This window comes from Bradyrhizobium sp. USDA 241, from assembly GCF_049739505.1.
GTDB classification, from domain to species: Bacteria; Pseudomonadota; Alphaproteobacteria; order Rhizobiales; family Xanthobacteraceae; genus Bradyrhizobium; species Bradyrhizobium liaoningense.
Map to the genome: position 1 here is coordinate 944,310 of NZ_JBMGPZ010000005.1, position 12,656 is coordinate 956,965.

The 12,656-nt window shown below is 66.0% G+C and carries 14 protein-coding genes, 1 tRNA gene and 1 pseudogene; 4 read left to right on the forward strand and 12 right to left on the reverse strand.

Translation table 11 applies throughout. The annotated features are described in order from the left end of the window. Positions 1-130: 130 nt before the first annotated feature. Positions 131-1,000, forward strand: coding sequence for a sulfurtransferase (locus ABIF91_RS26325; protein WP_028176924.1), 870 nt, complete (start codon positions 131-133; stop codon positions 998-1,000). A gap of 167 nt (positions 1,001-1,167) precedes the next feature. Here the strand turns inward: ABIF91_RS26325 and ABIF91_RS26330 are convergent, their stop codons facing one another. From ABIF91_RS26330 to ABIF91_RS26345, 4 genes are all read right to left on the reverse strand, one after another. Then, complete coding sequence (locus ABIF91_RS26330; protein ID WP_028176925.1) at positions 1,168-1,428, reverse strand: hypothetical protein; 261 nt, start codon at positions 1,426-1,428, stop codon at positions 1,168-1,170. 297 nt (positions 1,429-1,725) lie between these two features. Continuing rightward, entirely contained in the window at positions 1,726-2,103 is a 378-nt protein-coding gene (locus ABIF91_RS26335; protein WP_028176926.1) for a TIGR02301 family protein, read from the reverse strand. Between the two features lie 48 nt (positions 2,104-2,151). After that, positions 2,152-2,586, reverse strand: a complete 435-nt coding sequence (locus ABIF91_RS26340; protein WP_028176927.1) for an NUDIX hydrolase — start codon at positions 2,584-2,586, stop codon at positions 2,152-2,154. Between the two features lie 9 nt (positions 2,587-2,595). Then, positions 2,596-3,105: a hypothetical protein gene (locus ABIF91_RS26345; protein WP_028176928.1), complete on the reverse strand. Its 510-nt coding sequence runs from the start codon at positions 3,103-3,105 to the stop codon at positions 2,596-2,598. A gap of 63 nt (positions 3,106-3,168) precedes the next feature. On the opposite strand from ABIF91_RS26345, the gene ABIF91_RS26350 reads away from it, so the two are divergent. Beyond that, on the forward strand, positions 3,169-3,927 hold the full coding sequence (locus ABIF91_RS26350; protein ID WP_028176929.1) for an SOS response-associated peptidase: 759 nt from the start codon (positions 3,169-3,171) through the stop codon (positions 3,925-3,927). Positions 3,928-4,046: 119 nt separating this feature from the next. Here ABIF91_RS26350 and ABIF91_RS26355 read toward each other — a convergent pair whose 3' ends face one another. From ABIF91_RS26355 to ABIF91_RS26380, 6 genes and pseudogenes are all read right to left on the reverse strand, one after another. After that, entirely contained in the window at positions 4,047-5,240 is a 1,194-nt protein-coding gene (locus ABIF91_RS26355; protein ID WP_424579471.1) for a CaiB/BaiF CoA transferase family protein, read from the reverse strand. A gap of 37 nt (positions 5,241-5,277) precedes the next feature. Beyond that, a pseudogene (locus ABIF91_RS26360) lies at positions 5,278-6,206 on the reverse strand (glycine reductase). 295 nt (positions 6,207-6,501) lie between these two features. After that, entirely contained in the window at positions 6,502-7,083 is a 582-nt protein-coding gene (locus ABIF91_RS26365) for an NUDIX domain-containing protein (protein WP_028176931.1), read from the reverse strand. Between the two features lie 9 nt (positions 7,084-7,092). Continuing rightward, positions 7,093-7,548 (reverse strand): GNAT family acetyltransferase, encoded by a 456-nt coding sequence (locus ABIF91_RS26370; RefSeq protein ID WP_028176932.1) that lies wholly within the window; start codon positions 7,546-7,548, stop codon positions 7,093-7,095. Next, a complete protein-coding gene (locus ABIF91_RS26375; protein WP_028176933.1) occupies positions 7,545-8,972 on the reverse strand; it encodes an FAD-binding oxidoreductase in 1,428 nt (475 codons plus the stop codon). The genes ABIF91_RS26370 and ABIF91_RS26375 overlap by 4 nt, the downstream gene beginning before the upstream one ends. A gap of 23 nt (positions 8,973-8,995) precedes the next feature. Next, a complete protein-coding gene (locus ABIF91_RS26380; RefSeq protein WP_028176934.1) occupies positions 8,996-9,985 on the reverse strand; it encodes an L-threonylcarbamoyladenylate synthase in 990 nt (329 codons plus the stop codon). Between the two features lie 68 nt (positions 9,986-10,053). Between ABIF91_RS26380 and ABIF91_RS26385 the strand changes: the two genes are divergently transcribed. Further along, positions 10,054-10,130 (forward strand) — tRNA-Pro (locus tag ABIF91_RS26385). A gap of 194 nt (positions 10,131-10,324) precedes the next feature. On the opposite strand, the gene ABIF91_RS26390 is transcribed toward ABIF91_RS26385, so the two are convergent. Both ABIF91_RS26390 and ABIF91_RS26395 read right to left on the reverse strand, forming a co-directional pair. Next, entirely contained in the window at positions 10,325-10,651 is a 327-nt protein-coding gene (locus ABIF91_RS26390) for a hypothetical protein (protein WP_028176935.1), read from the reverse strand. Between the two features lie 181 nt (positions 10,652-10,832). After that, entirely contained in the window at positions 10,833-11,057 is a 225-nt protein-coding gene (locus tag ABIF91_RS26395) for a hypothetical protein (RefSeq protein ID WP_028176936.1), read from the reverse strand. Between the two features lie 257 nt (positions 11,058-11,314). On the opposite strand from ABIF91_RS26395, the gene ABIF91_RS26400 reads away from it, so the two are divergent. Continuing rightward, on the forward strand, positions 11,315-12,274 hold the full coding sequence (locus tag ABIF91_RS26400) for an N-carbamoyl-D-amino-acid hydrolase (RefSeq protein WP_028176937.1): 960 nt from the start codon (positions 11,315-11,317) through the stop codon (positions 12,272-12,274). Positions 12,275-12,656: the final 382 nt, after the last annotated feature.

Here is a 12,656-nt window from a genome sequence, read left to right on the forward strand (position 1 = left end):
TTGAATCCGCCCAGTACGCCGCGGCGGCAGTTGGGCGATACGGCTGCGGCCTCTGGAATACTGGATTGCCCGCTTTCGCGGGCAATGACAGTGTGCCACGAAGCGAGAGCTCAAATTGGGAGAGCACATCATGTCCCAGCCATCCCCCCTCATCACCACCCAACAACTCGCCGCCATACTCGCCGATCCCAACCTCCGCCTCTACGATTGCACGACCTACAATGAGCCTGTCCCTCCCGGCAGCGACGTGCCTTATCGCGCGGTGCCAGGCGACAAGTCCTTTGCAGCCGGCCACATCCCCGGCGCCGATTTCCTCGACCTGCAAGGCGAGTTCTCCGACACCTCGTCGCAACAGTTCTTCATGATGCCTGGTGTGGCCCAGTTGGAGGCCGCCTTCGGCCGCCACGGCGCCGACGCATCCAAGACCATCGTGCTCTACAGCATCGGCACGATGATGTGGTCGACGCGGTTCTGGTGGATGCTGCGCTCGCTCGGAGTCGATGCGCTCGTGCTCGACGGCGGTTTCGACAAGTGGAAGGAGGAGGGGCGGCCGATCGAGGCAGGCGCACCGAAGGGATATCCGACGACGACATTCAAGGCGACGCCGCGCGCGGGCTGCTTCGTCGACAAGGCCACGGTGGTGTCGCGGATCGGCGACCCCTCGACCGTGATCGTCAATGCTCTCGGACCGCAGTTTCATTCCGGCCTCGAACCAAGCCGCTATGGCCGGCCCGGCCGCGTTCCCGGCAGCGTCAACGTATCAGCGGCAACCCTCGTCAATCCCGACAGGACCCTGACGACGCTCGCAGACGCAGAAGCGAAATTCGCCGCCCAAGGCGTCACGCGAGACAAGGATGTCATCCTGTATTGCGGCGGCGGCATCTCGGCGACAATCGATCTGCTCATGCTGGCGCAGCTCGGCTACGACAAGCTGACGCTCTACGATGCTTCCATGGGCGAGTGGGCGAGGGACCCGGCGCTGCCGATTGAGACGGATTGAACGCAATCCCGATGCTTCCGGGAATATCTCCCGACCAGTGTGAGATTAATGCTTGTCGGGAGGAAACAGCTTCCGTGCGATAAAGGCGGCAGACTTCGCGATGCTTTCGCAGAGTCATTCATCCGTCGACTGGCCCCGCCCGCGTGGCGGGGTCATTTTCGACAGGCTTACTGCCTGGAGATGCCGACCGAGAATTCGCCGTTGCGAATGCGGCCGGGAAAGCCCTCGACGAACTTCGCCACCGCGTCCTCGCCATAGGTGCCGACCAGCTCGGCCAGTGCCGCAAACAGGCTCGCCTGCGCCAGGCAATCACCGTCGACGCCGTCATGGCGCGCCTCGGCCCAGGCCTCGTTGAGATAGCTGAGGGCAGCCTGTTTCTGCTCGTGATCGGGCAGCGGCGCGCGGGCGTAGGAAATCGGCTGGCTCATGAAACTCGGTCAGGGCTGGGGCGCGATCCACGGCGATGCGCTGTGCGAGAGGTGTAGCACGGGCGTTAATGACCGCTAGGCCACATCTTTAAGAACGGTTAACGGCTGTGCACAAAGTCGATGACAGGGTTCCCGTCGCGCCGCGCCCGCATCTGCCGCCGTCATTCCGGGGCGCGACGAAGTCGCGAGCTCTGATGCGCAATTGCGCATCTGAGAATCCATCTGGCCGCAGAGACTGCCGCACAATGGATTCCGGGCTCGCGCTACGCGCGCCCCGGAATGACAGGTGGAGAGAACCTAGTTTGCGTAGCGCGCGGTCAGATCCCGCGAGATCTTCGAGCCTTCCTCGATGTAGCGGCGGATCGCCACCGTCGCGGCCGGCGTGCAGCTGCGGTAGGTCTGCTGAAAGCCGTTATAGCCGCGGTTGAATCCGGCGATCATGCGGGTGCGGCGCTCCCCGGAGGGGGTTTCGGCATCGATCAGCGCCTGCATCTCGTTGCGCCATTTGTTGCCCTCGTTGGACCCGCAGATGCCGCGCAGATAGTGCAACCCGCCGAGGATCTCGGCCAGCCGCTGCAATTCGCCGTCAAACGGCGCCGCCGCGTCCTGGGCCCGGGCGGACCCGGCGGCGCAGGCGAGAATCAGGGCAAGAATGGCCAAAAATCGCGTGGACATCGGCGGGCTGTATGCCCCGTCGAGCCCAGGGAAGCAAGGCGGAGCCGCCTATGCCTGGATCAGCCGGGCGGCGGACTGGATGATCTCCTCCAGCCCACCGGTCAGCTTGAGGTCGCCGAGGCTCGCCAGGGAGTCCGGCGCGATCCAGCGGTAATCGTCGAGCTCGTCGTTCAAGGCCGGTTCCTTGGCCACCCAGCGGGCGGCAAAGGACATGATCAGGTAGTGGCCGGCGCCGGCCGCGGCCGGCAGTACCTCGCGCCAGCCGGCGAGGCCAATGATCTCGATACGAAGGCCGGTTTCCTCGTCAACCTCGCGGCTCAGGGCCTGATGCAGCGATTCGCCGAATTCGACCCGGCCGCCGGGAAGCGAATAGAACCCCTTGGCAGGCGAACGGGCGCGTCGGACCAGCAGTACCTTGCCGTCGCGGAAGATGGCTGCGCTGACGGCGAGCTGGGGATGGGGGGGCTGGATGACCGCGGCCAATCTCGTCACCTATCCGGCCGAGTTCGCCATGATGGTGTCGACGTCGGCTTCCGCGCCGCCATTGATGATGCCGCCGCAAGCCGCGATCAGCGGCTTGACCCAGAGGGTGGCCTGCTCGGCGAGGCGGACGCGGGTGGTGTCCTTCTCGACTTCGCGCATGGCCGAGCCGACCGCGGTCAGGATCGATGTCATGGTGTCGGTGATGTGGTCGAACTGGGCGCGCACGTTGGGATCGGCCTTCTCATAGGCCTCGATGGCGAGGTCCCGCGCCTTGAAATTCGACGCCGTGAAATGCTCGGCATAGGACAGTGGCGTCCAGGTCAGGAAGTCATCGGCGCATTCCGGCATGTCCGGGACCATTTCAAGCAGCATCACGGCTTCATTGAAATGGTTGAGATAGTCGGTGGCAAGCCCGGTCCGCGGGTTGATATTGGCCACGCGCAGGCGCTCGGCCCAGGCCTCGGCCTCGGGGCCCGTCTGTACATGCGTCCGCGCGGGTTGGGAGGCCGTTGAGCTCATCTGCCGCAGTGTTAGCGTTCGGGGTTAAAAGGACCTGAACGGACCTTATATAGACGGCCAGGCATGTGTGGACGCTTCGTCATAACTTCGGCCCCCGCGGCTTTGCGGCAACTGTTCGGCTATGTCGAGCAGCCGAATTTCCCGCCCCGGTACAATGTCGCCCCGACGCAACCGATTCCGGTCGTGTTGGTCGAGAACGGCGCGCGCCATTTCCGGCTGATGCGTTGGGGCCTGTTGCCGGGCTGGGTCAAGAATCCCCGCGGATTTACGCTCCTGATCAACGCCCGCGCCGAGACGGTGCTTGAGAAGCCCGCCTTCAAGAAGGCGATTCGCCGCCGGCGCGGCCTGATTCCGGCCGATGGCTATTACGAGTGGAAGACGGAAGGCGGCCGCAAGCAGCCCTTCTTCATCCACCGCGCCGACGGCGAACCGCTCGGCTTTGCCGCGGTGTTCGAGACCTGGGTCGGGCCGAACGGCGAGGAGCTCGACACGGTCGCGATCGTCACGGCGGCGGCGGGCGAGGACCTCGCCGCGCTGCATGACCGCGTGCCCGTGACCATCAGTCCGCGCGATTTCGAGCGCTGGCTCGACATCAGCGGCGACGAGGTCGACGCGATCCTGCCGCTGATGACCGCTCCGCGCATCGGCGAGTTCGCCTGGCACCCCGTCTCCACCCGCGTCAACCGCGTCGCCAATGACGACGAACAGCTCGTGCTGCCGATCAGCGCGGAGGAGATGGAGGCGGAGGCTGCGAAGCCCAGGAAGGCGGTGCGGAAGGTAGCGGCAGCGTCATCGGATGACGGGCAGGGGTCGTTGTTCTAGCTCGACTGCCGTAGGGTCGGCAATGGCGCAACGCGCCGTGCCCACGATCTCTCTCTTCAGCGCGCAATGGTGGGCACGCTTCGCTTTGCCCACCCTACCGCAGCGGGATGCGCGGCGCTCTACACAACCTCTCTCGCCCGCAGCCCCACGATCTCCGCCGCATCAAAGCCCAGCTCACCCAGCACGGCATCCGTGTCCGCGCCCAGTTCCGGCGCCATCCGGTCCAGCCGTCCGCCGCCATGTGCGAGCTTGAATCCGCTGCCGGCAAAGCGCAGCCGGCCGTACGGCGTATCCAGCTCCTGGATCGCGCCGCGCGCCTTCACTTGCGGATGGTCGATGACCTCCTCGACCTTCCAGATGCTAGCACAGGGCGCGCCGGCGTCTTCCAGAATCGTCTCCCATTCACGCGCCGGCCTTTTCGCCAGCGCCTCCTCGATGATCGCGCGGAGCGCGGGCTCGTTCTCGTTGCGCGCGAACCAGTCGGCAAAGCGCGGGTCGGTGAGCGTGTCCTCGCGGCCAAGCGCGCTCATCAGCGCGCGGTACTGCTTCTCATTGTTGACGGCGCGCAGGATGTGGCCGTCGCCGCATTTGAACAGGTTGGCCGTGGTCCTGCGGCTCACCGCCTGGTTGCCGGAAAGTGTCTGGCGATGGCCGGCAACCGACCAGTCCGCGACCTGGCCCGACAGAAATGCCAGCGTCGCCTCCAGCATCGAGACATCGATGAGCTGGCCCTTGCCGGTGCGGTCGCGCTGGTAGAGCGCGCTCGACACGCCGAAAGCCGCCGTCGCGCCTGACAGCACGTCGCATACCGCAAAGCCGGCGCGCGTTGGCCCCGTTTCGGGATGGCCGGTGATGGCCATGATGCCCGACAGCGCCTGCATCTTGCCGTCATAGCCGGGCCGCAGGCGGTCCGGGCCGGTCTGGCCGAAGCCCGACACTGCGCAATAGACCAGCCTTGGATTGATCGCGGACAGGGCTTCGTAGCCGATGCCGAGCTTGTCCATCACGCCCGGGCGAAAATTCTCCATGACGACGTCGACCTGGCTCGCCAGCTTCCTCACGATCGCGATCGCCTCCGGCTTCTGCAAATCGAGCGTCAGGCTGCGCTTGTTGCCGTTGACGGCCTGGAAGGCCGGCGCCAGCCCGCGCTCGGCCCATTCGCGGGAAAGCGGCGTACGGCGCATGTCCTCGCCCTCGCGCCGCTCGACCTTGATGACGTCGGCTCCAAGCAGCGCGAGCTGGTAGCTCGCGTAGGGGCCGGCCAGCACTTGCGTGAAGTCCAAGATCTTCACGCCTTCGAACGGTCGTGTCACCTCGCTCTCCCCTCTTTGTTGTCGTTGTCGGACGACGTCAGGCGGCGCGGTTGCCGCGCGCGATCTCCTTCTGCTTGTCGAATTCGGCACGGCGCCGCGCCAGCTCTTCAGGGCTGAGCTGCGCGACGTTGTTGTAGTCGAGCTTCCAGGAGGCGTCCTCGCTCCAGCGCAGCGGCGACTGCATGGTCGTCTGTGGCCCGCTTGCAGTCTCCAGCAGCTTGAGCGCCAGCTCCAGCGTCTGCGCCTGCGAGGCGATGTCATGCGGCTTGCCGGCGGAATTGCCGAGCGGGAAGTCGCTGAACAGAAAGCGCGGCACGGCCGCGTGCTCGATGATGTCCTTGGCGCAGCCCATGATCACGGTCGCAATGCCGTTGCGCTCCAGATGCCGCGCCACCAGCGCCGTGGTCTGGTGACAGACCGGGCAGTTCGGCACCAGCACGGCGACGTCGACCGCATCAGCGATGCAGCGCGAAAGAATTTCCGGCGCGTCGGTATCGAGCGTGACGCGATGGCTGCGGTTGGTCGGCGTGCCGAAGAAGCGCGGGGCGACTTCGCCGATCCGTCCCGCGGCGCTGGCCTTCAGGAGCTGCGGCAGCGGAAACCAGGTGCCGCTGTCGGTGGCACTGGTGTGCTTGCGGTCGTAGCCGATGTGCGAGATGCGAAGGTCGTGCTGTTTCGATGTGTCGCCGTCATAGACCTGGTAGAATTTCGCACCGCCATTGTACGCCGCGCCCGGTCCCTGGTCTCCCTTGGCCGGATCGAACGGCGCGGCCGTGGTGATGATGGTGACGCGCGACTGCGCCAGCGGCTTCTTCAGCGGCTGGACGGCGCCTCGGTGTAATGCGCCCAGCGATACGGCGTGGTGTAGCCGATCGCCGCGTAATAGTCCCGCGTGCGCTGCATGTAGGGAACGGGGGAGTCGTAGTCGGGCGCAAAGCCGAATTCGTCGTCGCGCGGAGCGGACATGGGCGCGTCTCCTGGTTCTTGGTTGGGCCCAGACTAGAGGTAGTTTTGAGGTTGCTCAACGGGGGGCGGAAGGACGCAGGACAGAATTGCACTGGACGACGAAGCCGCGAACGGTGGTCACTTCACCCTCCCCTGGAGGGGGAGGGTCGCTGTGCATGAAGCGAAGCGGAATGCGCAGCGGGGTCGGGTGACGGTCTCTCCACGAAGAACACCGCCCGTGTGGAGAGATCACCCCACCCCGCTCGCGCTGCGCGCGATCGACCCACGCGGACCCCTCCAGGGGAGGGTCAGCGAGTCACCTGAACAGATGCAGCGCCGCGTATTGCAGCAGCATGATCGCCTTGGCGTCGATGATGCGGCCGTCGGCGATCATCGCAAGTGCCTCGTCGATGCCGAGCTCCAGCACTTCGATGTCCTCGCCCTCGTGCTCGAGGCCGCCGCCGTCGCTGACGCGCATCTCAGGCTCGTACTCGGCGACGAAGAAGTGCAGCTTCTCGGTGATGGCGCCGGGGCTCATGAACGCCTCGAACACCTTGTGCACGTCGTGCAGGCGATAGCCGGTTTCCTCCTCGGCCTCGGCGCGGATGCGCGTCTCGGGCTCGGCGTTATCAAGCACGCCGGCGGCCGCCTCGATCAGCAGATCGTCGTAGCCGCGGATGAACGCCGGCAGGCGGAACTGGCGCACCAGGATCACCGTGCGCCGGGCGCGATTGTAGGGCAGAACGGCCGCGGCGTTGTCGCGCTCATAGGTCTCGCGGTGCTGCGTCTGCCACTCGCCATTGGCGCGCCGGTACTCGAACGTCGTGGTCTTCACGGGCGTCCAGTTGTTCGAGAGTACGCGGACGTCCTTGATGCGGACGCGATCGGAAATGGTCATGGCTCGATCTCAGTTGATTGGCGTGGTCGCGCGGCCGTCGAGCCACTTCTGGAACATCACCGAGGTGGATTCCTCGAAGCCCAGCGACCCGTAGAAGGCATTGGCCTGCGCGTTCTCGCGGCGGACCAGCAGCTGCAGCTTTGGAATTCCGGCCGCGCGCAGCCAGTCCTCGGCCGCCGCCATGATGACGCGGCCATGGCCGCGCTTCCGGCTGTCGGGATCGACCGCGACGTAATAGACCCAGCCGCGATGGCCGTCATGGCCGACCATCACAGTTGCGACGATCGCGCCGTTGTCGCGGCCGACCAGCACCGTGGAATTGTCGCGCCGCCGCGCCAGCGCGATGTCGGCATGCGGATCGTTCCAGGGCCGGGTCAGGCCGCAGCGCTGCCACAGCGCGACGACCTTCTCGACGTCGGCATCCGCGATCGCGCGGATCGCGAGCGGAGCAGGGGGCACGCTCACAGCACCTTCCCCGGATTCATGATGCCGAGCGGATCGAGCATCGCCTTGATGGAGCGCATCAGCTCGATCGCGGTCCTGTCCTTCACCTCCGGCAGCTCGTCGCGCTTGAGCACGCCGATGCCGTGTTCGGCCGAGATCGAGCCGCCCATGCGCAGCACGATCTCGAACACCACCGCGTTCATCTCGTGCCAGCGCGCCAGGAAATCCGCCGTATTGGCGCCGACCGGCTGGCTGACATTGTAGTGCAGATTGCCGTCGCCGAGATGGCCGAACGGCACCGGCCGCGCGCCGGGGATCAGCTTCACCACGGCGGCGTCGGCCTCGGCGATGAAGGCGGGCACCGCCGCAACGGGCACGGAGATGTCGTGCTTGATCGAGCCGCCCTCCGGCTTCTGCGCCGCGGACATCTCGTCGCGCAGCTTCCAGAAGCCGGCGCGCTGGGTGAGGTTGGCCGCGATCACGGCGTCGTCGACGATCTCTTCTTCCATGGCGCGGGCGAGGATCGTTTCCAGCGGCGTGCGGGCGTCCTCGCCCGGCGAAGACAACTCCATCAGCACGTACCAGGGATGCTTCGCCTCAAGCGGATCGCGCACGTCGATGCCGTGCCGCACCGAGAAATCGACCGCCATCTCCGACAGCAGCTCGAAGCTCGTCAGCGCATTGGCGGCTTCGCCTTGCGCGATCGTCAGCAGCTCGAGCGCCGCGGCCGGCGATTTTAGCCCGACGAAGGCGGTCTCGACCGCCCGCGGCCTCGGAAACAGTTTCAGCGTCGCCGCCGTGATGATGCCGAGCGTGCCTTCGGCGCCGATGAAAAGGTTGTGCAGATTGTAGCCGGTGTTGTCCTTTTTCAGCTTCGACAGCAGATTGAGCACGCGCCCGTCGGCGAGCACCACCTCCAGGCCCAGCGCCATCTCGCGGGCAACGCCATAGGCGAGCGCCGCGGTGCCGCCGGCATTGGTCGAGAGATTGCCGCCGATGGTGCAGCTGCCTTCGGCGCCGAGCGACAGCGGAAACAGCCGGTCCACCTCGGCCGCCCTCGCTTGCGCGATCTGCAGCACCACGCCGGCCTCGCAGGTCATGGTGTTGGAGGCGGTGTCGACCTCGCGGATCTTGTCGAGCCGGCGCAGCGACACCACCACCTCGCCATTGTGCGGCGTCTGCCCGCCGACCAGCCCGGTGTTGCCGCCCTGCGGCACCAGCGCGATTTTGTGCGCCGAGGCGAGCTTGCAGATCGCGGACACCTCCGCGGTCGAGCCCGGGCGCAGCACCAGCGGCGAGCGGCCGTGGAACAGGTTGCGCTCCTCGGTGACGTAAGGCTCGATGTCGGTCGCATCGGTGATGGCGTGGCGGTCGCCGACGATCTTGCGGAATTGGGCGATCAGCTCGGGCGCAAGCGGCGGGGTGGCGGATTGATTGACGTTCATTCTCGTGTCTCTTCTCAAGCTTCTTATCGGGCAACCGCAGCCCGGCGCAGCCGGTCATTGATCGCTTCGCCAAGTCCTTCCTCGGGAATCGCCATCACCGCGATCCCCCGCGGGCTCTTCGCATCGAGGCTGCGAAGATAGCCGAACAGATTGGCGGCGGCTTCATCGAGATCGCCTGTGGGCGACAGATTCATGACGGCGGCAGCAGCGTCAACACCAGGCAGGCGCTCAGAGCCGAACGCCAGCAGCGCCTCGCCCGGCGTCACCTCGCGTGCATTGAGCCGCACATTGGCGCGCGGCGCGTAATGCGAGGCCAGCATGCCCGGGGCCAGCGGCTGGCTGTCGTCGCTTTCGGCTTGCAGCGGCGGCCGCGCCAGCGGCGCGCCCAGCACCGCCTCGATCCGTTCGCGTGAGAGCCCGCCGGGGCGGAGCAGCATCGGCACGTCGAAGCAGCCGACGATGGTCGATTCCACGCCGACCGTAACAGGCCCGCCGTCGACGATCAGGTCGATCCGCCCCGATAAGTCGCTCTCGACATGGGCGGCCAGCGTCGGCGAGACGTGGCCGGAGATGTTGGCGGACGGCGCCACCACGGCGCCGCCGAAGACGCGCAGGATCGCCTGCGCCACTGGATGGGCGGGAATGCGGATCGCGACGGTGTCGAGGCCGGCAGTGGCGAGATCCGCCACCGGGCAATCGTCGGTCTTCGGCACCACCAGCGTCAGCGGCCCCGGCCAGAACGCCTCCGCAAGCTTCAGCGCGCGGGCGTCGAACCGCCCGATCCGCCGCGCGGCCTTGAGGTCAGCGACATGCGCGATCAGCGGATTGAACGCCGGCCGTCCCTTGGCGGCATAGAGATGGGCGATCGCCTTGGCGTTGGCGGCGTCGGCGCCGAGCCCGTAGACCGTCTCGGTCGGAAACGCGACCAGCCCGCCGGCGGCCAGGGTCCGGGCGGCGGCTTCCGCGCCGGCCTCGCCGGCCGGTAAAATCAGCGTTTCAAGACCCGTTTTCACAGGGATAAAATTCCTCGGCTCGGCCGCTTGCAGTGCGTCAAACCCGACGCTATAAGCCGCCTTCTTGTCGGAGTGTGGCTCAGCCCGGTAGAGCACTGCGTTCGGGACGCAGGGGTCGCAGGTTCGAATCCTGCCACTCCGACCATTCTTCCAAAATCGACGTCTTCCAGAGACTTGGCGGACCGGCCACCGGCGCCTCGGGAGCGCCTTTTTGCAACGATTTTCGGGGCGGGTCCACGGCGGATTTGGCCGGGCAGGGCGGCTTGTCGCGGCGGCATGGCTCTTTCGCCGACACCGATGATTTGTCTAACCTGTCGCTGCGCGGCAGCCGAGACTCGGCTACCGCCGCGCCACCAGCACGCCCAGCAGAAACGCCACCATCAGCGACGGCAGCGGCGCTTCGCGCACCATGCCGCGGACGACGTCTTGCCAGTGCTGCTCCGGGACCAGTCTCGGCGATCGCACGTTGGGCGCCGGCTCGATGCCCCAGCTCGATGCGAGCTCGGCGATCTCGCTTTGCGCCAGACGTACATCATCACGGACCCGGAAGACGGCGGCCTCGGATCGCTCGCGCGGCGCGAGCAGCATCAACGTCTCGACGGCCGTGCGCAGCGTCATCTCGCCGTAGCCCTGCAGCCGCACCGACTCCTCGGGGTCCGATGTCATGCGAAATCCCTCACAGCGCCAAATTCTTCATAACGCAAAGTGGCGCGCGATGGTGAAGGCCGCCGCCGCGTGCGAGATGGGCTCGCCTCAGGTGCCTGCTCATGATCTGGCTCCATGCTCTGCATGGAAATGGCGGCGGTGGAACTTGGTTCCTTGCGCGCGATGCGAATCGGCGGCCTGACTACTTCCGCAGCAGCTCGCTCAAGGCCGCCGTCGCCTCGGCGCAGCGGATGTCGTCGATCTCGCGCGACAGGCTGAGCGCGCTCGATCTCAGCTCTTCGAGCTTCCAGCTGTCCGGATGCTGGTTTTCGAGCTGGCCGAGACGCTTGTTCAGATCGTCCAGTCTCGATTGAAGCTGCCCGACGCTGGCGGCTCCATTCACTTTCCAAACGCGTTGTGCACGCATCGCCGTTCCCCTGATAGTCTCACGGCCTTGTGAGAGCGGTTCGTGGCCGGAATGGGAGTTTGTTTTGTCCGGCTTCAGATCGCGGGGAACCGTTGCAGATCGGCAACGAATTCCCTGGGTTTCGGCGCGCGCGTCTGGCGTCCGCACGAAGATACCGCAGGCACGGAATTTGATTGTGCCATCAGGACGATGGGCCGAAGCGGCCTTGTGCGTGCGGCGGAGGCTCGAGCCCGACGCAATCAGAAAGGAAACGACGCGTGGCGAGATTTGTGACGATTGCAGCCGGCCAGCTCGGCCCGATCGCGAGGAGCGAGACCAGGACCGCGGTGATGGCGCGGCTGACGGCCTTGATGCGCCAGGCCCGGGCCTGCGGCTGCGATCTGATCGTCTATCCCGAGCTGGCGCTGACCACGTTCTTTCCGCGCTGGTATTTCGAGGATCAGGCCGAGATCGACGATTTCTTCGAGCGCGAGATGCCGGGCCCCGAAACGCAGGCGCTGTTCGATCTCGCGCGCGAGCTCGGGATCGGCTTTTGCCTCGGCTATGCCGAGCTGACGGTCGAGGCCGGACTTGTCAGGCGCTACAACACGTCCATTCTCGTCGACAAGAGCGGCGCGATCGTCCTGAAGTATCGCAAGGTCCATCTGCCTGGCCATGCCGAGCACGAGCCGTGGCGCGAGTTTCAGCATCTGGAGAAGCGCTATTTCGAGCCCGGCAGTGGCTTCGGCGTGGCCGATGCCTTCGGCGGCGTGATGGGCATGGCGATCTGCAACGATCGCCGATGGAGCGAGACCTATCGGGTCATGGGCCTGCAGGGCGTTGAGATGGTGCTGATCGGCTACAACACGCCGGTGCACAATCCGCCCGCGCCCGAGCATGACGATCTCTCGCTGTTCCACAATCATCTGGTGATGCAGGCCGGCGCTTATCAGAACGGCACTTTCGTGGTCGGCGTCGCCAAGGCCGGCATCGAGGAGGGCGTCGACCACATCGGCGGCAGCTGCATCATCGCGCCCTCGGGCGAGATCATGGCGGCCTGCACCACCAAGGGCGACGAGATCGCGCTGGCGCGCTGCGATCTCGATCTCTGCAACTCCTACAAGCGCACCACTTTCAATTTCGACGTCCACCGCCAGCCGCGGGCCTACGGAATGATCGTGGAACGGAAGGGCGTGACCACCATGGCGGATGGGACGCCGGTGCCGCGCAAGGGGTGAAGCTCTCCAGTCATTCCGGGGCGATGCGCAGCATCGAGCCCGGAATCCATCGGGCCGCAGTACAAGTGGTTAAATGGATTCCGGGCTCGCCGTTTTGCGGCGCCCTGGCATGACGCCGGAAGCTCGGTGTTTCGCTCCCCTGTCAATCCGTCAGCGCGAAAATATTCCACTTTACCGAAATTCGGATTTATCGTATGTGTCGCCCATCCCGGCTCATCCTTGAGGGGCGATCGTGTGGTCGTCATTGTCGCGAGCTGGGCTTGCGGTGGACGCGGCAGCGTCGTGCACGAGAGGTGAAGGGCAGGGCGGATTGCTCTCCGTGAGCCCGAAGCTGCGTGCGGACGAGCGGCGCTGCTAGGCTTCGTCTCGCCTGTAAGTTTCC

Bases quoted from the DNA above. Each gene is read 5' to 3' on its own strand.
- ABIF91_RS26365 (WP_028176931.1), bottom strand. From the start codon at position 7,083: ATGACCATTTCCGATCGCGTCCGCATCAAGGACGTCCGCGTACTCTCG.
- ABIF91_RS26325 (WP_028176924.1), top strand. From the start codon at position 131: ATGTCCCAGCCATCCCCCCTCATCACCACCCAACAACTCGCCGCCATA.
- ABIF91_RS26375 (WP_028176933.1), bottom strand. From the start codon at position 8,972: ATGAACGTCAATCAATCCGCCACCCCGCCGCTTGCGCCCGAGCTGATC.
- ABIF91_RS26395 (WP_028176936.1), bottom strand. From the start codon at position 11,057: ATGCGTGCACAACGCGTTTGGAAAGTGAATGGAGCCGCCAGCGTCGGG.
- ABIF91_RS26330 (WP_028176925.1), bottom strand. From the start codon at position 1,428: ATGAGCCAGCCGATTTCCTACGCCCGCGCGCCGCTGCCCGATCACGAG.
- ABIF91_RS26345 (WP_028176928.1), bottom strand. From the start codon at position 3,105: ATGAGCTCAACGGCCTCCCAACCCGCGCGGACGCATGTACAGACGGGC.
- ABIF91_RS26350 (WP_028176929.1), top strand. From the start codon at position 3,169: ATGTGTGGACGCTTCGTCATAACTTCGGCCCCCGCGGCTTTGCGGCAA.
- ABIF91_RS26390 (WP_028176935.1), bottom strand. From the start codon at position 10,651: ATGACATCGGACCCCGAGGAGTCGGTGCGGCTGCAGGGCTACGGCGAG.
- ABIF91_RS26335 (WP_028176926.1), bottom strand. From the start codon at position 2,103: ATGTCCACGCGATTTTTGGCCATTCTTGCCCTGATTCTCGCCTGCGCC.